This is a genomic window from Rhodospirillum centenum SW, assembly GCF_000016185.1.
In the GTDB taxonomy this organism is placed as follows: Bacteria; Pseudomonadota; Alphaproteobacteria; order Azospirillales; family Azospirillaceae; genus Rhodocista; species Rhodocista centena.
In genome coordinates, this window is the sequence record NC_011420.2 from 2168114 (window position 1) to 2188259 (window position 20146).

Consider the following 20146-nt stretch of genomic DNA (forward strand, 5'->3'; position numbering starts at 1 on the left):
ACCTCCGCAGGATGGTTCCGATCAGCCGGGGAATTCCGCCAGACCGAACCGAGAGGAAGACCGCTTCAGGGTTTCGTCCGGATACCGGACAAGGGGACCCATGGCGATCAGGGTTGCGACCAAAAGAGCGAGTTCGATGTGGTAGACGACACCGTAGCCGACGGCGGGACCCGTCAGCGCCGGCCCTAACAGGCCTTGCGAAGCAAAGCCCGTGACCAGATCCCGGAGCGCACCGCCCAGGGCGATTGCAACGCCCGAAGCAGTGGCCTGAACCGCCCCCCACGCCCCCAGCGCAAGACCGCTGTGGCCGTCGCGGGCCAGGGCCATGGCCGCCGTCAGTGTACCAACGGAAAACAGCCCGCCACCGAGACCGATCAACGCAGTCCCCAGACGGAAGAGGTTCACCGACCCGAACGGGTCGGAGAAGATCACCGCCGAGAAGGCGGGCAGACCGATGACCACGCCCAGCGCGGCCAACCGGAAGGGCTCGATGCCGCGGGCCAGCAGGTTGGCCGCCAGCGCGAAACCGCCCAGCGTGCCGCCCGCCATCAGCGCCGTCAGCGCCGTGGTCTGGCCAACGGACAGTTTCAGCACCTGCCCGCCATAGGGTTCGAGAAGAATGTCCTGCATGCTGAAGGCGGTCGTCCCCAGGGCGACCGTGATCAGGATGCGCAGGATGCGGCCCTGGCCGCGGAACGCGCGCCAGCTTTCGCGGAAGGAGGGACGCGGCCGATCCGGCCGCGTGCGCGACGGATCGCGCGGCTCCTGCTTCCACAGGGCCACAAGATTCAGAATCATCGTCAGGGCGCCGGCGCCCTGGATCACCTGGATCAGCCGGACCTGCCGGAAATCTTCCAGCAGATCTCCGAAGATCAGGGCGCTGCCGACCATGCCCAGCAGCAGCATGACGTAGAGCAGCGCCACCACCCGCGGCCGGACATGCTCCGGCGCAAGGTCGGTGGCGAGCGCCAGACCGGCGGTCTGGGTCGTGTGCAGGCCGGCGCCGACCAGCAGGAAGGCCAGGGCCGCGCTGATATGCCCCACGATCAGCGGCCCCGTCGTGTCGCCCGACAGGATCAGCAGCGCGAACGGCATGATGGCGAAGCCGCTGAACTGCAGCAGCGTGCCGAACCAGATGAACGGCACGCGGCGCCAGCCCAGGGCGGAGCGGTAGTTGTCCGAGCGGTGCCCGATCAGGGCGCGCAGCGGCGCGAAGATCAGCGGCAGCGACACCATGAGCGCGACCAGCCAGGTGGGCACGCCCAGCTCGACCACCATGACGCGGTTCAGGGTGCCGTTCAGCAGCACCACCGCCATGCCGACGGACACCTGGAACAGGGCCAGTCGCAGCAGACGGCCGAGCGGCAGCTCCGGCGTCGCCGCGTCGGCGAACGGCAGAAACTGCGGACCGACCTTCGTCCAGTTCCGGGCGATCCTGTCGGACAACCGGCTCATGCGGGGACGAGCTCCATGGCCTGCGAGGTGTAGAAGCCGCTGACGATCCGTTCCGTCCGCCCGCAGCGCCAGCCCTTCAGCCCCGGCTCGGCCGCGATCAGGCGTCGCAGGGTCTGCTCACCGACCGGCACGATGGCCGGCGCCCGGTCGCCGCGGGGGAACAGCTTGCCCACCGCATGCATCACCGTGAGCGCCGCCGTGCGCGGGGCGAAGGTGAAGACGATCGAGCCGGAGGTGCGGGCCGCCAGCTTCGCCAGGGCCGCCGTGATGTCGGCGGCCTCGTAGTGGATCAGGCTGTCCATGGAGACGACATGGTCGAACCGGCCCAGCGCCGGGTCCAGCATGTCCCCGACGCGGAAGTCGATGTGGCCGACGCCCAGATCGTGCGGCAGCCGCTCGCCGGCCAGCCCGACCAGGGTGGGCGAGATGTCGATGGCCGTGACATGCGCGCCGCGCTTCGCCGCCTCCACCGACAGCATGCCGGTGCCGCAGCCCGCGTCCAGCAGGCGCCGGCCGGCCAGATCCTGGGGCAGCCAGGACAGCAGCGTCGCCCGCATCCGGTCGCGCCCGGCGCGCACGGTCGCGCGCACGCGACTGACCGGCGCATCGGAGGTCAGCCGCGACCAGGCATCGGCCGCCGTGCGGTCGAAATAGGTCTCGATGGCCTCGCGCCGCTCCAGATAGGTCGCGTTCTCCATCAGTCGAACCCCAGCAGGTCGAAGATGTCGCGGTCGCGCAGGGGTGCGGGGGCCAACGGCTCCGTCCCCGCCAGCAGGGTCGCGGCGAGGCGCAGATACTCCTGGCGGGCACGCTCCAGCTCCGGCTCGTCCTCCATCTCGAAGACGGTGCACTTCTTCAGCCGCGAGCGGCGGATGCCGTCCAGATCGGGCAGGTGCGCCAGCGTGTTCAGGCCGACGGCGGCGTTGAACTTGTCGATCTGGTCGGTGGCGGCGCTGCGGTTGCAGATCACCCCGCCGAGCCGGACCTCGTAGTTCTTCGACTTCGCCTGGATGGCCGCGACGATGCGGTTCATGGCGAAGATGCTGTCGAAGTCGTTGGCGGCCACGATCAGGGCGCGCTGCGCATGTTGCAGCGGTGCGGCGAAGCCGCCGCACACCACGTCGCCCAGCACGTCGAAGATGACGACGTCGGTATCCTCCAGCAGGTGGTGCTCCTTCAGGAGCTTCACCGTCTGCCCGACGACATAGCCGCCGCAGCCGGTGCCCGCCGGCGGTCCGCCCGCCTCGACGCACATGACGCCGTTGTAGCCCGGATAGACGAAGTCCTCGGGCCGCAGTTCCTCGGAATGGAAGTTCACCGACTCCAGCACGTCGATGACCGTCGGCACCAGCTTCTTGGTCAGCGTGAAGGTGCTGTCATGCTTGGGGTCGCAGCCGATCTGCAACACCCGTTTGCCGAGTTTCGAGAAGGCCACGGACAGGTTCGACGACGTGGTGCTCTTGCCGATCCCGCCCTTGCCGTAGACCGAGAACACGCGCGCGGTCCCGATCTTCAGATTCGGGTCCATCTTCACCTGCACGCTGCCCTCCCCGTCCTGCCGCGACGGCAGGATCGCGGGAGCAGCGGGTCTCTCCAACACGGAGCTCATGCGACCGCCCTTTCGTTGATACCCTCCAACCTATCCTCCAGCGCCTCACCCGCCTCGCGCAGCGCCTCCAGCATCTTCTCGTCCGGAGTCCAGTAGCTGCGGCGGGAGGCTTCCAGCAGGCGGTTGGCGACCCGGGCCGAGGCCTTCGGGTTGAGCGCCGCCATGCGCTCACGCATCTCTTCGTCCAGCATGAAGGTCTGCGCAAGCTGCTGGTACACCCAGGGCGCCACCTGGCCCGTCGTTGCGGACCAGCCCATGGTGTTCGTCACGTGCACCTCGATCTGGCGCACGCCCTCGTACCCGTGCTTCAGCATCCCCTCGTACCATTTGGGGTTCAGCATGCGGGTACGGGTCTCCAGAGCGACCTGTTCGGAGAGCGTGCGGACCGTGCCCTCGCCCTTCGTCTGGTCGCCGATATAGACGGGGACGGTACCGCCGCGCGCGCGGCTGGCGGCGCGGCTGATGCCCCCGAGGCTGTCGAAGTACTGGTCGATCGTGGTCACGCCCAGTTCGACCGAGTCCAGGTTCTGGTAGGCCAGGGCCACGTCACCCAGCGCGCTCTCCAGGATCGCCGACTGGCGCACCGGCTTGCCCGAGCGGCCATAGGCGTAGCACTTGCGCTTGGTGTAGGCGTCGGCCAGCTCGTTCTCGTCGTCCCAGACGCCGCCATCGACAAGCTGGTTGACGTTGGCGCCATAGGTGCCGTCGGCGTTGGAGAAGACGCGCAGGGACGCCGTCTCCAGGTCGCAGCCATGCTTCTCCTGATAGGCCAGGGCATGCTTGCGGACCAGGTTCATCTCCAGCGGCTCGTCCGCCGCGGCGGCCAGATAGCAGGCCTCGGCCAGCATCTGGGTCTGCAACGGCAGCAGGTCGCGGAAGATGCCCGACAGGGTCAGCACCACGTCCACGCGCGGCCGGCCCAGCTCGGAGAGCGGGATCAGCTCCGCCCCGGACAGGCGGCCGTAGCTGTCGAAGCGCGGCCGGGCGCCCAGCAGGGCCAGCGCCTGGGCGATCGGGCCGCCCTCGGACTTCAGGTTGTCCGTGCCCCACAGCACGATGGCCACGCTCTCCGGCAGGCCGTGCCCTTCCTGGGCATGACGCTCCAGCAGGCGCGCGGCCTGCTTGGCACCGTCGGCCACGGCGAAGGCGCTGGGGATGCGGAACGGGTCGAAGCCGTGCAGGTTGCGCCCGGTCGGCAGGATGGCCGGCGTGCGCAGCAGGTCGCCGCCCGGGGTCGGGCGGATGTAGCGGCCGTCCAGCGCGCGCAGGATGGCGGGAAGCTCATGGTCCACCGCCAGCAGGCGGTCGGACGAGGCCAGCTCGCGGAACAGCGTCAGGTTCGCCTCGGTGCGCGCCTCGCCGCCGATGGCCAGGGCCTCCTCCGGCTCGCTGCCGCGGACCAGGGCCTCCACGGCCGCGCGGGCGGGCGTCGCCCCGTGCGTCGACTCGGCCATGGCGAGCAGCAGGTCCACCCGCTCCTCCACCGACGGCGGCTCGCCGACGACATGCAGCCCGTGCGGGATCAGCGTGTATTCCAGCTCCAGCACCTGTTCGGTCAGGGCCTGGACGCGGGTGTCCGCCTCCTCCCCGGTCCAGGCCGGTTCCGCCGGCACCAGTTCCAGCGCCGCGGCCTGGGCCTGGATCACCTCGATCAGGGTGGTGCGGTCCTCCGCTGCGTCGGGCGCCAGCCCGCGCCAGCTCTCGATCGACCCCTTCAGGTCCAGCAGGCCGCGGTAGAGGCCGGCATGGGCGATCGGCGGGGTCAGGTAGCTGATGAGCGTCGCCGCCGAGCGCCGCTTGGCGATGGTGCCCTCGGACGGGTTGTTGGCGGCGTAGAGATAGATGTTCGGCAGGTCGCCGATCAGCCGGTCCGGCCAGCAGGAGGCGGACAGCGCCGTCTGCTTGCCCGGCATGAACTCCAGCGCGCCGTGCGTGCCGAAATGCAGCACCGCGTTGGCGCGGAAGTCCTCCCGCAGCCAGCGGTAGAAGGCGCTGAAGGCGTGCGTCGGGGCGAAGCCCTTCTCGAACAGCAGCCGCATCGGGTCGCCCTCGTAGCCGAAGGCGGGCTGGATGCCGACGAAGACGTTCCCGAACTGCTCACCCAGCACCAGGATGGAGCGGCCGTCGGTCTGCAGCCGACCGGGGGCCGGCCCCCACTGGGCCTCGATCTCGCGCAGCCAGGTCTCGCGGCGGACATGATCGTCCACGGCGACCCGGGCATGCACGTTGGCATCGGTGCCGAAGCGCTCGGAATTGCCCTTCAGGATGCGGTCCTGCAACTCCTCGACGGTGGCCGGAACATCGACCGTGTAGCCCTCGGCCCGCATCGCCGTCAGCGTCCGGTGCAGCGAGGCGAAGACGGAGAGGTAGGCCGCCGTGCCGGTGCTGCCGGCGTTGGGCGGGAAGTTGAACAGGACCACCGCCACCTTGCGCCGGGCCCGCTCGGCCCGCCGCAGCTCGACCAGCCGGGCGACGCGGGCGGCCAGCATGCCGGCACGGTCCGGGCAGGGGTGCATGTCGGTGACGTTGTCCGACTCCTTGACGACGCACTTGCGCTCGCAGCCGGCGCAGGGCACGCCGAGAGCGCCGGGGCGGCCGCCGAACACCATGGAGCCCATGCCGCCGTCCAGCTCCGGGATGGCGACCATCATGGTCGCCTCGACCGGCAGCAGGCCGCGATCCGACGAGGCCCAGGTGGCCATCGTCTGGAACTCCAGCGGGTGCGCGGCGAAGAACGGCACGTCCAGGGCGGCCAGCATCTCCTCCGCCGCCTTGGAGTCGTTGTAGGCCGGGCCGCCGACCAGCGAGAAGCCGGTGAGCGACACCACCGCGTCCACCACGGCGCGGCCGTTCTTCATGAAGAATCGCTCGATCGCCGGGCGCGCGTCCAGGCCGCTGGCGAAGGCCGGCACGACCTTCAGGCCGCGCGCCTCCAGCGCCTTGATCACGCCGTCATAGTGCCCGGTGTTGCCCGGCAGCACGTAGGAACGCATGACCAGCACGCCGACCGTGCCCGTCGTCTCCTTGCCCGGGGCCGGCAGCTTGTCCAGCTTGTCGGCGATGCGGCCGGACATGCGCGGGTGGTAGACGCCGATCTCCGGATACTCGGCCGGGGCCTGGGCCTTCAGGGTGCCGCGCAGATGGGCGCGCGGGCCGTCGGCGTAGCGGTCCACCAGATAGCGGACCATGTTCACGACGTTCTCGTCGGAGCCGGCCAGCCAGTACTGGAGCGTCAGGAAATAGGCGCGCACGTCCTGGGCCGGACCCGGGATGAAACGCAGGATCTGCGGGATGCGGCGGAGCATGGCCATCTGGCCCGCGCCGCTGGACCCTTCCTTCTGCGACCCGCGCAGCTTCTTCAGCAGCGCCAGCGGCCCCTTGGCCTCGCCGCTCATGCTGAAGCGGCCCAGCCGGGTCAGCCGCATCACCTCGCCCGCCGACATGCAGCAGACCATGGCGTCGCAGTTGTCCCGCCGCGCCTTCAGGGCCGGCATCACCGCCTGGATGTGCGGCTCCATGAACAGCATGGTGGCGATGATGATGTCGCCCTGCGCGATGTCCTCGCGGCAGCGCTCCAGCGCCTCCGGGTCGTCGCCCCATTCCGCAGCGGAATGCAGGCTGAGCGCCAGACCGGGGATGTCCTTCGCCAGAGTCCGCCCCGCCCGCTCGACCGACCCTGCAAGGTGGTTGTCGAGCGTCACGATGACGACGCGCACGGGCGTGCGGCTATCGGCCAAAGTGTGCTTTTGCATCGTAAAGGGTCTCGACGGTGATGAGCGCGATGCCATGGTCCTTGGCATAGCGCTCGGTGTTGCGGCGGGCCTTGCCGCGGACGAAGAACGGGATCTTACCGAGTTCCTTTTCCGCCTCCGGCGTCCAGCGCGTCTCCAGCTCGCCGGCCGGAGCCGCGGGTGCAGCAGCGGCAGGCGCCGCGGCAACCGGGGTCGGCGGGACGGCGGCCGGATCGGCGGCCGGGGGGACGGCAGCGGCCGGACGGGCCGGCGCGATACCGCCCAGGTGCGACGGGCCGGCCTCGTCCTGGAACTCGAAGTCCTCCCGGAACATGGCCAGCAGGTGCTCCTCCAGTCCCATGACCAGGGGATGCACCCAGGTGTCGAAGATCACGTTGGCGCCCTCGAACCCCATCTGGGGCGAGTAGCGGGCCGGAAAGTCCTGCACATGGATCGGCGCCGAGATGACGGCGCAGGCGATGCCCAGGCGCTTGGCGATGTGCCGCTCCATCTGCGTGCCCAGCACCAGCTCGGGCTGCAGTTCGGCGACCTTCGCCTCGACCTCCAGATAATCGTCGGTGATCAGCGCCTCGACGCCGTAACGCTGCGCGGCCTCGCGCACGTCGCGGGCGAACTCGCGGCTGTAGGTGCCCAGGCCGGCGATGGCGAAGCCCATCTCCTCCGTGGCGATGCGGGCCGCGGCCAGGGCATGGGTGCCGTCGCCGAAGATGAAGACCCGCTTGCCGGTCAGGTAGGTCGAATCGACCGAGCGGGAGTACCAGGGCAGGCGCGACCCGCCGGCCGACTCCAGCGCCGCCACCGGGTCCAGCCCGGCCAGACCGGCAACCTCGGCCACGAAGTCCTTCGTGGCGCCGAAGCCGATCGGCACGACCTTGGTCGCCGGCTGGCCGAAGGTGCGCTGGAGCCAGGAGGCGGCGGTGCCCGCCACCTCCGGATAGAGCACGACATTGAAGTCCGCCTCGCCCAGCCGGGCGATGTCGGCGGGACTGGCGCCCATCGGCGCCACGACATGCACGTCCACCCCGATGCGGCCCAGCAGCCGGGTGATCTCCGTCACGTCGTCGCGGTGGCGGAAGCCCAGCGCCGTCGGGCCCAGCAGATTACAGCGCGGCCGCACGCCGGGCGCCCGGGCCGGGCGCGGCGTGCCGGGCGGCGGCGCATGGGGGCCGGCCAGGGCGCGGACAAGCTGGTAGAACGTCTCCGCCGCGCCCCAGTTCTCCTTCTTCTGGTAGGCGGGCAGCTCCAGCGGAATGACGGGAACCGGCAGGGCGAGCGCCCGGGCGAGACCGCCCGGATCGTCCTGGATCAGCTCCGCCGTGCAGGAGGCGCCGACGATCATCGCCTGCGGCCTGAACCGCTCATAGGCCTCGCGAACCGAGGTCTTGAACAGTTCCGCCGTGTCGCCGCCGAGGTCGCGCGCCTGGAACGTGCTGTAGGTGACCGGCGGGCGCTTGGCGCGCCGCTCGATCATCGTGAACAGCAGGTCCGCATAGGTGTCGCCCTGCGGCGCGTGCAGGACATAGTGCAAGCCCTCCATGCCCGTCGCGATGCGCATCGCGCCGACATGGGGAGGGGCTTCATAGGTCCAGACGGTGAGCTGCATCGGGTCAGGCCACCTTGAGTTGGGCACGCCGCCGGAGCGGCCGGGCGAACAGTTCGGCGAGGTCAGCCGCCTGCTCATACCCCTGCACCGGAGTGAAGAGCAGTTCGATAGACCATTTCGTCGCTGTCCCCTCCGCCTCCAGCGGATTGGCCAGCCCCAGACCGCAGACGACGAGATCGGGACGGGCGGCGTGGCAGCGGTCGAGCTGGCGTTCCACGTCCTGGCCTTCGCTGAGCTGGGCGCCCGCGGGGAGCAGCTCCAGCTCCGGCGCCAGATGCTGGCGGTGCAGGTAGGGCGTGCCGACTTCCGTCAGCTTCATGCCCAGTTCGCGCGAAACGAAGCGCGCGAGGGGGATTTCCAGCTGGGAATCGGGGAAGAAGAAGATCCGCTTGCCTTCCAGCTCCGTCCGCAGGCGGGAGAGGGCGCGGCGGGCGCGCTCGGCCCCCGGCTCCGTCGCCGCGCGGAAACGCTCGGCCGGAACGCCCCAGGCGCGGGCGGCCGCGGCCAGCCAGGCGGTGGTCCCCTCCACCCCCAGCGGGAAGGGTGCGACAAGTCGCTGCGCCCCCCGCGCCTCCAGCAGACGGGCGGTGTCGCCAAGGAAGGGCTGCGCCAGCAGCATGCGGGTGTTCGGGCCGACCGAGGGCAGGTCGTCCGCCCGCCGCGGCGGCAGGAACTTCACCGGACCGACGCCCATCTCGTCGAAGATGCGGCGGAGCTGATCCTCCACCACCTCGGCCAGGGCGCCGACGACCAGCAGCGACGGCGGGTCCTGCGGCTCCTCATAGGGCATGGAGGGCACCAGGGCGGCAAGGCAGGCATCCTCGCCCTGGGTGAAGGTCGTCTCGATGCCGCTGCCGGAATAGGCCAGGATCTTCACGTCCGGCGCATGCCGGCGCGACAGGCGCGAGGCGGCGCGGGCGAGATCGAGCTTGATCACCTCGGACGGGCAGGAGCCGACCAGGAACAGCAGCTTGATGTCCGGCCGGCGCGAGAGCAGCCGGTCCACGACCTTGTCCAGCTCGTCGTTCATGTCGGCGAGGCCGGCGAGGTCCTTTTCCTCCATGATCGCGGTGCCGAAGCGCGGCTCCGCGAAGATCATGACACCGGCGGCCGACTGGATCAGGTGCGCGCAGGTGCGCGAGCCGACGACCAGGAAGAAGGCGTCCTGGATCTTGCGGTGCAGCCAGATGATTCCGGTCAGGCCGCAGAAGACTTCGTGCTGACCGCGCTCGCGCAGCACGGGCGCCGTGCTGCACCCCCCGAACGGGGTTGCCCCGGAGGCGGTCAGGGCGTCACTACCACTCATGAGGGCTGTTCCACGGTTTGACCGGACGCAGGACCGGAAGCACCGCCGGCCGCACCCTCAAGGCGCGCCAGCCGCAGCTTCCAGACGAACTGCACGGCATTGATGACGTAGGCGGCATAGGCGGCCAGCGCGAGATACATCTGCCCGGCCGGCTCCAGCGACCCGCTGAAGAGCGACCAGAGATAGGCCGTGTGCAGCGCCAGCACCAGCATGCTGAACACGTCCTCCCAGAAGAACGGACGCGCGAACAGGAACTTGCCGAAGACCACCTTCTCCCAGATCGAGCCGGTGATCATGATCGTGTAGAGCACCAGGGTCTTCACCACGATCGAGACCGTGGCCGCCTCCAGGCCCGCACCCGTGGCAAGATAGCGCAGCACGAGCCCGAGGCTGACGAGAAAGACCACGAACTGGACAGGGGCAAGCACTCCCTGTACCACCGTCCAGGACGAGGCATCCCGCCGACGACGCTCTTCAGGCGTATAGAGAGGCTGCCCGCGGGTATGCACAAACGGTGGAAAATCCATCGCTTTCTCCTGCCCCCGCCGGGGGTTTCTGCCGGCCGGGAAGGTCCGCGACGAACGCAACGGACCCGCTTCTGCCGTCTTCCGGGAAGGCTAGACGTGAACGGTCAGGGTGTCAACAGGACGGAACGTAAATTAGAGTTGACAGTGGATTGCTGTCAGGATGGCGTATGGTCGCGGCCCTCTTCCCTACGCTTTCGGTTTCGCATAACTCAGGCGCGCCCGCCCCGGGGTGCTCCAGGGGTGACGCGAGGTGAATCGTCTTGCCCCCGCCGTGGTCGCGGGTGTACTTTCAATCATCCCCAGCCAGGGGGCGGAAAATGAACGACTCCGTCGAATGGGTCGCCGCAGGGAGTGCTTGGCCGGACGCCGGAAGTGACGCGGATGACAGAAATCTGGCATCCAAGTCTGCTGACGCCCGCTACGGCGACTGCGACGGAAACCCCGTTTCATTGTGCGGTAATGCCGGAAGTGAATCGTTCACCCGGTTAATATTGTCGCAATCCTCGCTGACTGCCTGTTGCTGCCAACAGGCCTGTCAGCGTTCCACACCCGGCGATGTCGATGTCGCCCGGTTCGCGTCCCTGATTCTTGAGAACGATATCGCGGCGGCCACGGCCTTCATTGAGGACTGGCTGGCGCGGGGCGTCTCCCTGGACACGATCTACCTGGATCTCCTCGCCCCCACGGCCCGCCATCTCGGGTCCCTGTGGGACGATGACATGTGCGACTTCGCCGACGTGACGGTGGGGCTGTGCCGGCTTCAGCAGGTGCTGCGGGGCCTGAGCACCACCTTCGTGGGGGAGGCTGACCGGCCCGACCCGCGGCGGCGCATCCTGCTGGTGACGGTGCCGGGGGAACAGCACTCCTTCGGCCTGCTGATGGTGGCGGAGTTCTTCCGTCGCGCCGGCTGGGACGTGACCACGGCCATGCCCACCTCGCGGGATGATCTCTCCACCCTGGTCCGCAGCGAGTGGTTCGCCCTGGTCGGCCTGTCGGCAAGCTGCGACAGCCGCCTGGACACCATGGCCGCGGCCATCCGGTCGGTCCGGCGCGCCTCGCGCAACCGCCTGGTCGGCATCCTGGTCGGCGGCCCCGTGTTCGACGGTCACCCCGAGTACGTGACCGCCGTGGGCGCCGACATCATGGGGAGAAACGGCCAGGAGGCAACCGTTCAGGCACAGAACCTTCTTGCCCTGATGCCTGCGGGCTGCTGAAACCCGACATTGCCGGTGTGTGTTGGAACGGGCGGGAGACCGCCCGTTTTTGTCGTGCGCGCGCCGTCCTTCGCTCCCGGAGGGCGAATGTCAATTTTTGTGTACGTAAGGCTGGCTTGACAAACCGGGTCCGCGATGCCCCAATGAGCATGCGCCAGCCTTAACGCATCGGACCGGGGGGGGTCCCGAGGAACCCGAGAACCTTGGCAGGCGTACGTCAAGGTATCGAGCTAGGAAGGCGCGCCGCCCGTGAGGCATTTCCAGGCGCCGAGTCAATCGCTGGGGAACCTGAACGCCGAGGCGGTCGCCGCCTTGATCGCGTCGGCCGGTGACATCGCCCTCGTCGTGGACCACCGTGGGCTGATCCTGGACATGGCGTTCGGGAACGACGCCCTGGCCCGCGAATGGGATGACGGCTGGCTGGGCCGCCAGTGGCAGGACACCGTCACCTCCGACAGCCGGGCCAAGGTCGATGCGCTGCTGCGCGAGGCCGAATCGGGCGCTCCCTCCCGCTGGCGCCATGTCAACCACGCCTCCGCCCGCGGGTTGGACGTTCCCATCCAGTACACCGCCGTCAAGGTGATGGACGACGGCAAGGTCGTCGCCATCGGCCGCGACCTGCGTGCCACCGCGGCACTGCAACAGCGGCTGGTGGAAGCGCAGCAGTCGATGGAGCGGGACTATTCCCGCCTGCGCCAGATGGAGATGCGCTACCGGCTGCTGTTCCAGACGACGCCGGAGGCGATTCTCATCGTCGATGCCACCAGCTTCAAGGTGACGGAGGCCAATCCCGCGGCCGCCACCCTGCTGGGACACGAGCTGAACCGCATCGTCGGCCGCCCCCTGCCGGAAGCGTTCCCGGCCGCGGCCGAGCAGTCGATCCAGTCCTTCCTGGCCGGGGTCCGTGCCACCGGGCGCACGGAATCGACCCAGGTCGCAGCCCCGGCCGGGATGGCCGGCTTCTCCGTCACCGCCTCGCTGTTCCGGCAGGAGGGGGTGTCGCTGTTCCTGGTGCGGATCGGTGCGGCCGCGACGGAGACTCCGGCCGCGCCGGTCGTGCGACCCCGCTTCGTGCAGGTGGTGGAGAGCCTGCCCGACGGGGTCGTCATCACCGATCCGGAAGGCCGCATCCTGGAGACGAACGCCGCGTTCCTGGACCTCGCCCAGCTCGTCACCGAGGAGCAGGCGCGGGGCGAATCGCTGGAACGCTGGCTGGGCCGGCCGGGCGTCGATCTCAGCGTGCTGATCGCCAACCTGCGCCAGCACGGGGCCGTCCGGCTCTATGCCACCACCCTGCGCGGCGAGTACGGCGACACCGCCGAGATCGAGGTCTCCGCCGTCTCCATCGGCAACGGCGACCGGCCCTGCTTCGGCTTCGCCATCCGCAATGTCGGCCGGCGCCTTGCCGCCGATTCCCGCAAGCGGGAACTGCCCCGCTCCGTCGAGCAGCTTACCGAACTGGTCGGCCGCGTCCCCCTGAAGGATCTGGTGAGGGAGACGACCGACGTGGTCGAGCGCCTGTGCATCGAGGCGGCGCTGGAGCTGACCGGCGACAACCGCGCCTCGGCCGCGGAGATCCTGGGGCTCAGCCGGCAGAGCCTGTACGTCAAGCTGCGCCGTTACGGCCTGGGCGACATCGAGCCCGAATCGACCTGAGCCGCTTACCCCTCCCGTTCCGGGAGCGTTCGTTCCTGCCGTCTGTTGACCGGGCCCGACCCGCACGTCCGATCCGCATGCCCGCTCCGGGCGTCCGGGCGGGCGTCAAGCCAGCAGGTGAGCGATGCCCGCCCGGACCGCGCCGGAGTCCCCCGATGCCGCCCGCCCGACCGGCGGCCCCCCCTTCCCCACCGAGGATCCGTCGCTGCTGCAGTTGGCCGAGGCCATGCTGCCCGACTTCCTGCTGCGGCAGCGCTGGTATCCGGCGAAGGACGCCGGCCAGCCGCGGGTGTCGCTGCTGGCCCAGGTGCCGCTCCCCGGCCTGGAGCATCCGGCCGCCCTGGCCGTCTGGTCCGTCGAGCCGCCGGAGCGCCGGCCGCTGCGCTGTCTGGTGCCGCTGACCATCCTGCCCGCGGACGGCGTGCCCGACGCAGCGGTGATCGCGCCGCTGCACCCGGCCGGCGGCGGTCAGGTGCTGGCGGACGCGCTGCTGGCCGACGACACCGTGATCGCCTTTCTGGCGCACCTGCTGCTGGCCCCCGACGCCGAAACCCCGCCCGGCCTGACCGCGGGCCGGACGGGGGCGTCGGCCGGCGGACCCACGGCACGACCGGCGATCCGGCGCGGCTCCGTGGAGCAGTCCAACAGTTCCTTCCGGGTCGGTGACCAGGGCATCCTGAAACTGTTCCGGACCCTGGAACCCGGCATCCATCCCGAGCTGGAGATCGGCCGTTTCCTGACCGACCGGGCGCGCTTTCCCGCCGTCCCGGCGCTGGCAGGGTGGCTGAACCTGGCCACCGGCGCCGGCGGGGCGGAAGCCACCCTCGGCGTGCTCCAGGCCTTCGTTCCCAACGCGGGCGACGGCTGGGGCTGGGTGCTGGACCGATTGGCCGAGGGACGGGAGCAGGAGACGCTGCCCTGGATCGCCGCCCTGGGCCGGCGGGTCGCCGGGCTGCACCGCGCCCTGGCCCTGGATACGGACCCGGGCACGGACGACGAGGCCTTCCGTCCCGCGCCCGTGGACGGCGAGGACCTGGACGGCTGGGTCGAATCGGCCAAGGCGATGGCGCGGCGCGCCCTGGACTCGCTGGACGGGGCGGTCGCCGTCCTGCCCGCCGCCGCCCGGCCGATGGCGGAGGCGCTGCTGGCCCGCCGTTCCGAGCTGCCGGGGCTGTTGCAGGCGCTGCTGCCCGTCACCGCCGTCGCCCGGACGCGCCACCATGGCGACCTGCATCTGGGGCAGGTGCTGGTGACACCGGACGCGGCGGACGCCGTGATCGTGGATTTCGAGGGCGAGCCGCTGCGCCCGTTGGCGGAGCGGCGGGCCCGGCACAGCCCGCTGCGCGACGTGGCGGGAATGCTGCGCTCCTTCTCCTATGCGGCGGCCTCCGCCGGACGGCAGGCCGACCGGGCACGGCAGGACGCCCTGGCGCGCTGGGCCGGAGAGGCGGCCGGAACCTTCCTGGAAACCTATCTGACGGCGGCCGAGGGCAGCCCCGGCTGCGCCGCCACGCCGGGGGAGACGGTGCGGCTGGTCCGCTTCTTCATGCTGGAGAAGGCGCTGTACGAGGTCGCCTACGAGCTGGCGAACCGGCCCGACTGGGTGGAGATCCCGCTGGCCGGTGTGCTCGCCATCCTGGACGACGGGGAGGCCGGCGTGCCCTCCCCCCGGACCGGGGCCGTCCGGCGGCACCGGATGCCGTTCGGGGCGGAGCTGCGCGAGGGCGGCGGCGTGCGCTTCCGCCTCTGGGCGCCGGCGCAGACGGCGCTGCGCCTGGAACTGGACGGCGGGATCCTGGACATGGCCCCGGTGGAGGGGGGCTGGCACGAGCTGGTGAGCGAGCGCGCCGGCCCCGGCAGCCGTTACCGCTTCCTCCTGCCCGACGGTACGGCCGTGCCCGATCCGGCCTCCCGCCACCAGCCCGAGGACGTCCACGGCCCCAGCGAGGTGATCGATCCGGCCGCCTACCGCTGGCAGGCCGCGGACTGGCGCGGCCGCCCGTGGGAGGAGGCGGTGCTCTACGAGCTGCACATCGGCGCCTTCACGCCGGAGGGGACCTTCCGCGCCGCCATCGGAAAGCTGGACCATCTGGCCGCGCTGGGCGTGACGGCGGTGCAGATCATGCCGGTGGCCGACTTCCCCGGCACCCGCAACTGGGGCTACGACGGCGTGCTGCCCTACGCCCCGGACGGCAGCTACGGCCGCCCGGAGGATCTGAAGGCCCTGGTGGACGCGGCCCATGCCCGCGGCCTGATGGTCATGCTGGACGTCGTCTACAACCATTTCGGGCCGGAGGGGAACTATCTGTCCCTCTACGCCCCCGCCTTCTTCACGGAGAAGCACCATACCCCCTGGGGGGCGGCCGTGAACTACGACGACACGGGCAGCCGCACCGTGCGCGACTTCGTCATTCACAACGCCCTCTACTGGATCGAGGAGTTCGACCTGGACGGGCTGCGGCTGGACGCGGTCCACGCCATCATCGACGAGACCGAGCCCCACCTGCTGACGGAGCTGGCGCGGGAGGTGCGCCACCGCTTCCCCGGCCGGCACGTCCACCTGGTCCTGGAGAACGAGGAGAACGAGGCCGCCCGGCTGGACCGCGCCCGCGACGGGGCCACGGCCCTGTTCACCGCGCAGTGGAACGACGACGTCCACCACGGGCTGCACGTCGCCGCCACGGGGGAAAGCGCCGGCTACTACGCGGAGTATGCCGGCGATCTGGACAAGCTGGGCCGCGCGCTGGCCGAGGGCTTCGCCTTCCAGGGCGAGATGATGGCCTACCGCGGCGCCCCCCGCGGCGAGCCGAGCGCCCACCTGCCGCCCACCGCCTTCGTCGCCTTCCTCCAGAACCACGACCAGATCGGCAACCGCGCCTTCGGAGACCGCATCACCGCGACCGCCCCGGCGAAGGCGGTGAGGGCCGTCGCCGGGCTCTACCTGCTGGCGCCGCAGATCCCCATGCTGTTCATGGGGGAGGAATGGGCGACCGGGCGCCCCTTCCCCTTCTTCTGCGATTTCGGCCCCGAGCTGGCGACCGCCGTGCGCGAGGGCCGGCGCAAGGAGTTCGCCCGCTTTCCCGAGTTCCGCGACGAGGCCGCCCGCGCCCGCATCCCCGATCCCACGGCGGAGGCGACGTTCCTGTCCGCGAAGCTGGACTGGGAGGCCCTGGAGCGGGAACCGCACGCCCGCCGGCTGGACTGGTACAGGCGGATGCTGGCCCTGCGCCGGGCGGAGATCGTGCCCCGTCTGACCGGCGTCGGCGCCGGGGCCGGCCGCTACGAGCGGATCGGGGAGAGCGGGCTGGTGGTGCGCTGGCGCCTGGGCGGGGGGGAGACCCTGGCCGTCGCCGCCAACCTGTCCGCCGGGCCGGAGGACGGCTTCCCCGCCGCCGCGGGCCGGACCCTGCACCGCGAGGGCGAGGCCGGGGATGCGACCGGCGGCGGCCGCTACGGTCCCTGGGCCGTGCGCTGGTGGATCGAGGGGGAGCCGGACAGCGGCAGCAGGGAACGGGCGGAGACCGGAGCAGAGACCGGGGCAGAGGCCGGACCGGAGACCCGGACGGAAGCCGGTGAGCCGGGGGACACGGCGCTGACGCGGCTGGCCGGGCGCTGCGGCATCGAGCCCGGCTTCGACAACGCCCATGGCGAGCGGGTGGAGACATCGCCCGCGACCCGCCGCCGCCTGCTGGCCGCCATGGGCATCGACGCCGCGGACGAGGCGGCGGCGGAACGGGCGCTGGACGCCCTGGACCGGGAGGACTGGCAGGGGCCGCTGCCCCCCGTCGCCGTCTGCCGGCGCGATGCCGGGCCGCCGTCGGTGGCGCTGACCCTGCCGGCCGGAACGGGCACCGTCGCCTGGCGGGTGGCGCTGGAGGAGGGCGGCGAGCGGGGCGGCAACGCGGACATCGCCGCCCTGGACCTGGAGGCGGTGCGGGAACTGGACGGCCGGCGGCTGGAACGGCGCCGGCTGCCCCTGCCCGCCGACCTGCCGGACGGCTACCACCGGCTGCAGGTGGCCGGGGCGGAAACGTCCCTGGTGCTGAGCCCCGGCCGCTGCTGGCTGCCGCCGGAGGTGGCGGCGGGCCGGCGGCTCTGGGGACTGGCGGCGCAGCTCTACACCCTGCGCTCCGATACCGACTGGGGCATCGGCGACTTCGGCGACCTGCGCACCCTGGTGGACCTGGCCGCGGCCCGTGGTGCCGCCGCGGTCGGGCTGAACCCGCTGCACGTCGCCTTTCCCGACGATCCCGAACAGGCCAGCCCCTATTCCCCGGCCAGCCGGCTGCTGCTGAACGTGCTGAACATCGACGTCACGGCCGTGCCGGAATTCGCCGCCTGCCCCGACGCCGTAGCTCTGGTCGCGTCGGCGGAGATGGCCCGGCGGCTGGCGGACTGCCGGCGGTCGCCGCTGGTGGACTACACGGCCGTGGCGGACCTGAAGATGCAGGTGCTGGCCCTGCTGTTCGAGACCTGCCGCGACGCCGTGGACCGCACCCGGGCGGACGCCTTCGCCGCCTTCCGGCGGGAGGCCGGGCCGGCACTGGAGACGGCCTGCCTGTTCCTGGTCCTGCGCCGGCATTTCGCCGGGCGCGGCACGCCCGACTGGCACGGCTGGCCGGACGAATACCGCAGCCCGGCCTCCCCGGCCGTGCTCCGCTTCGCGGCGGAGCACCGGCACGAACTCGACTTCATGGCTTGGCTGCAATGGGTGGCGGACGGGCAGCTTGCCGCCGCGGCGACGCGGGCGCGGGAGGCCGGCATGGCGATCGGGCTCTACCGCGATCTGGCGGTGGGGGCGGACCGCTCCGGGGCCGAGACCTGGATCAACCCGCAGGCCGTCGTCTCCGCCGCCCATGTCGGCGCCCCGCCGGACATCTTCAACCCGGCCGGACAGGACTGGGGCCTGCCGCCCCTGAACCCGCGCGCCCTGCGGCAGGAGGGCTACCGCAGCTTCATCGACCTGCTGCGGGCGAACATGCGCCATGCCGGCGGGCTGCGCATCGACCATGCCATGGCCTTGCAGCATCTCTACTGGATTCCGGAGGGCGGGTCCCCCGCCGACGGCGCCTATGTCGCCTACCCGCTGGAGGACATGCTGGGCATCCTGGCGCTGGAGAGCACCCGCCACCGCTGCCTGGTGGTGGGGGAGGATCTGGGCACGGTGCCGGAAGGCTTCCGCGAGCGGATGGCGGCGGCGGCCGTGCTGTCCTACCGGGTGCTGTATTTCGAGCAGGAGTCCGGGACCGGCGCCTATGCCGCGCCGGAGGACTATCCCCCGCTGGCGCTGGCGGTGATCGGCAGCCACGACCTGCCGACCCTGCGTGGCTGGTGGGAGGGCAGCGACATCGCCCTGAAGGAGCGGCTGGGCCTCTATCCCGGCGCGGGCGAGGCGGAGCGTCAGCGGAGCCGCCGCGAGCGCGACCGGGACTGCCTGCTGGAGGCGCTGAAGCGGGAGGGGCTGGTGCCGGCGGCGGCCACGGTCGGGCCCCTGCCGATGGAGACCCTGCACGCCGCCGCGCATGCCTTCCTGGCCCGCAGCCACAGCGCCCTGGCCATGGTGCAGCTCGACGACCTGACGGACGAGGCGGAGCCGGTGAACGTGCCGGGTACGGCGGCGGAGCATCCGAACTGGCGGCGCAAGCTGTCCCTGAGCCTGGAGGCGCTGTCGCAGAGCCCCCGCTTCCAGACGGTGGCGGAGATCATGGCGGCCGGGCGCTGAACGGCCGGTCCTGCCGGTGCCCCCGGGGCTTCCGCCCCCGGGGACACCGGCTCCGGACCCGGCAGCCCTCAGACCTGGATGAACGTCCGGAAGCCGCCATGGATCATGCGTCTGCCGTCGAACGGCATGTCGTCCACGCTGCCCTTCAGGCGCGGGTCCTGCATCACCTTGGCATTGATGGCGTCCCGCTCTTCCCGGGAGGCATAGACGATCCAGGAGAAGACGACGACCTCGTCATCCGTCGCCTGCACGGCGCGGGGGAAGGAGGTCAGGGTGCCATAGGGCACGTCGTCGCCGATGCACTCGGCATAGGCGAGGGCACCATGCTCCTTCCAGACCTCCGCCGCGGTGCGGGCCAACGCCGTGTAGGCGTCCAGCTTCGCCCTGGGCACCGCCAGCACGAAACCGTCCACGTAGGTGCCCCCCGGCGACGTTCCGCCGGCGGGTGTGTCTCCGGACCCGTCGTCCATCCCAGCCATCTGCGTCCTCCCTGTCTGCGTAAGCGCCAGCGACCCGGCCGGCGCCTTGTGAAACGGCGGGACCTCCCGCCGGCGTTCCACCCTCCCCCTATTCCCCCCGGGGTTCCCGGCGGCCCCGCGGCGGGCGCAAGGCCGGAACGCTGTCCTGCGTTGACAAAACGCAACGTGCTCCGGGCGGCGATCGGTTAGGGTGTGCGCGCCCCTGAGAGGGCAAGCGGAGAAACCACCGATGACCTGCCGCCGCGACATGGAGCCCTGTGGCTGCTCCACACCGGAAGGGCACGGGCGCTGCCTGACCGACGCCGCCCGGGCGGCGCTGCTGGCGGCGCTGGACATGGAGTACCGGGCCGCCGCCGTCTACGAGGCCGTGCTGCGCCGCTTCGGGCCGATGCCGCCCTTCACCCATGTGCTGCGCTCCGAACAGCGCCACGCCGCCGTCCTCGGCGCCCTGCTGGAAGGGCACGGGGTGGCCGCCCCGCCCTCGTCCTACGACCCGGCCCAGGTGTCGCTGCCGGCCAGCCTGTGGGAGGCCTGCGAGGCCGCCGCCGCCGGCAAGGAGGCCAGCGCCGAGCGCTACGACCGCGACCTGCTGCCCGCCGCCGAGGGGCACGAGGAGGTGCGGACCGTGTTCCTGCGCCTGCGCGATGCCGCCCTGCACTGCCAGCTTCCGGCCTTCCGCCACTGGATCGAACTGCACCGGCGCGAGGAACCCACCGGCGACGCCGCCTGAGCGCAACGCAGTCTCCCGCCGCGCCCCATTGATTTCCCGCCTCGGCCGCCGCAGATAGCGGCCGACCGCATCGTGGCGGCAGGGAGGACACGA

12 protein-coding genes are annotated in these 20146 nt (G+C 71.2%); 4 read left to right on the top strand and 8 right to left on the bottom strand.

Features of this window, described 5'->3' with window-relative positions; all coding sequences use genetic code 11:
* Window positions 1-21: 21 nt before the first annotated feature.
* From RC1_RS10145 to bchF, 7 genes are read right to left on the bottom strand one after another with little or no spacing between them, the layout of a single operon-like run.
* Window positions 22-1455 carry a BCD family MFS transporter gene (locus RC1_RS10145; RefSeq protein WP_012567284.1) on the bottom strand — a complete coding sequence of 478 codons (1434 nt, stop codon included), beginning with the start codon at window positions 1453-1455 and terminating at the stop codon, window positions 22-24.
* A complete protein-coding gene (gene bchM, locus RC1_RS10150) occupies window positions 1452-2153 on the bottom strand; it encodes a magnesium protoporphyrin IX methyltransferase (RefSeq protein WP_012567285.1) in 702 nt (233 codons plus the stop codon). Before bchM ends, RC1_RS10145 begins: the two co-directional genes overlap by 4 nt.
* Window positions 2153-3064, bottom strand: coding sequence for a ferredoxin:protochlorophyllide reductase (ATP-dependent) iron-sulfur ATP-binding protein (bchL, locus tag RC1_RS10155; RefSeq protein WP_012567286.1), 912 nt, complete (start codon window positions 3062-3064; stop codon window positions 2153-2155). Before bchL ends, bchM begins: the two co-directional genes overlap by 1 nt.
* Window positions 3061-6816 (bottom strand): magnesium chelatase subunit H, encoded by a 3756-nt coding sequence (locus RC1_RS10160; protein WP_012567287.1) that lies wholly within the window; start codon window positions 6814-6816, stop codon window positions 3061-3063. Before RC1_RS10160 ends, bchL begins: the two co-directional genes overlap by 4 nt.
* Window positions 6791-8419, bottom strand: coding sequence for a ferredoxin:protochlorophyllide reductase (ATP-dependent) subunit B (bchB, locus tag RC1_RS10165; protein WP_012567288.1), 1629 nt, complete (start codon window positions 8417-8419; stop codon window positions 6791-6793). Before bchB ends, RC1_RS10160 begins: the two co-directional genes overlap by 26 nt.
* A gap of 4 nt (window positions 8420-8423) precedes the next feature.
* Entirely contained in the window at window positions 8424-9725 is a 1302-nt protein-coding gene (locus tag RC1_RS10170; RefSeq protein ID WP_012567289.1) for a ferredoxin:protochlorophyllide reductase (ATP-dependent) subunit N, read from the bottom strand.
* Entirely contained in the window at window positions 9722-10252 is a 531-nt protein-coding gene (gene bchF / locus RC1_RS10175) for a 2-vinyl bacteriochlorophyllide hydratase (protein ID WP_012567290.1), read from the bottom strand. Before bchF ends, RC1_RS10170 begins: the two co-directional genes overlap by 4 nt.
* A 491-nt stretch (window positions 10253-10743) precedes the next feature.
* Between bchF and RC1_RS10180 the strand changes: the two genes are divergently transcribed.
* From RC1_RS10180 to treZ, 3 genes are all read left to right on the top strand, one after another.
* Window positions 10744-11466: a cobalamin B12-binding domain-containing protein gene (locus RC1_RS10180; RefSeq protein WP_012567291.1), complete on the top strand. Its 723-nt coding sequence runs from the start codon at window positions 10744-10746 to the stop codon at window positions 11464-11466.
* Window positions 11467-11715: 249 nt separating this feature from the next.
* The gene (ppsR, locus tag RC1_RS10185; protein ID WP_012567292.1) at window positions 11716-13122 is read left to right on the top strand and encodes a transcriptional regulator PpsR; all 1407 of its coding nucleotides are present in this window, start codon (window positions 11716-11718) and stop codon (window positions 13120-13122) included.
* A gap of 124 nt (window positions 13123-13246) precedes the next feature.
* Entirely contained in the window at window positions 13247-18844 is a 5598-nt protein-coding gene (treZ, locus tag RC1_RS10190) for a malto-oligosyltrehalose trehalohydrolase (RefSeq protein WP_012567293.1), read from the top strand.
* Window positions 18845-18912: 68 nt separating this feature from the next.
* Here the strand turns inward: treZ and RC1_RS10195 are convergent, their stop codons facing one another.
* The gene (locus RC1_RS10195; protein ID WP_012567294.1) at window positions 18913-19323 is read right to left on the bottom strand and encodes a DUF1428 domain-containing protein; all 411 of its coding nucleotides are present in this window, start codon (window positions 19321-19323) and stop codon (window positions 18913-18915) included.
* Window positions 19324-19552: 229 nt separating this feature from the next.
* On the opposite strand from RC1_RS10195, the gene RC1_RS10200 reads away from it, so the two are divergent.
* The gene (locus RC1_RS10200; protein ID WP_012567296.1) at window positions 19553-20053 is read left to right on the top strand and encodes a ferritin-like domain-containing protein; all 501 of its coding nucleotides are present in this window, start codon (window positions 19553-19555) and stop codon (window positions 20051-20053) included.
* The last annotated feature ends 93 nt before the right edge of the window (window positions 20054-20146 follow it).

Excerpts from the sequence above, each read along its gene's own strand:
- RC1_RS10145 (WP_012567284.1), bottom strand. The coding sequence starts at position 1,455 with ATGAGCCGGTTGTCCGACAGGATCGCCCGGAACTGGACGAAGGTCGGT.
- bchM (WP_012567285.1), bottom strand. The coding sequence starts at position 2,153 with ATGGAGAACGCGACCTATCTGGAGCGGCGCGAGGCCATCGAGACCTAT.
- bchL (WP_012567286.1), bottom strand. The coding sequence starts at position 3,064 with ATGAGCTCCGTGTTGGAGAGACCCGCTGCTCCCGCGATCCTGCCGTCG.
- RC1_RS10160 (WP_012567287.1), bottom strand. The coding sequence starts at position 6,816 with ATGCAAAAGCACACTTTGGCCGATAGCCGCACGCCCGTGCGCGTCGTC.
- bchB (WP_012567288.1), bottom strand. The coding sequence starts at position 8,419 with ATGCAGCTCACCGTCTGGACCTATGAAGCCCCTCCCCATGTCGGCGCG.
- RC1_RS10170 (WP_012567289.1), bottom strand. The coding sequence starts at position 9,725 with ATGAGTGGTAGTGACGCCCTGACCGCCTCCGGGGCAACCCCGTTCGGG.
- bchF (WP_012567290.1), bottom strand. The coding sequence starts at position 10,252 with ATGGATTTTCCACCGTTTGTGCATACCCGCGGGCAGCCTCTCTATACG.
- treZ (WP_012567293.1), top strand. The coding sequence starts at position 13,247 with ATGCCCGCCCGGACCGCGCCGGAGTCCCCCGATGCCGCCCGCCCGACC.
- RC1_RS10195 (WP_012567294.1), bottom strand. The coding sequence starts at position 19,323 with ATGGCTGGGATGGACGACGGGTCCGGAGACACACCCGCCGGCGGAACG.
- RC1_RS10200 (WP_012567296.1), top strand. The coding sequence starts at position 19,553 with ATGACCTGCCGCCGCGACATGGAGCCCTGTGGCTGCTCCACACCGGAA.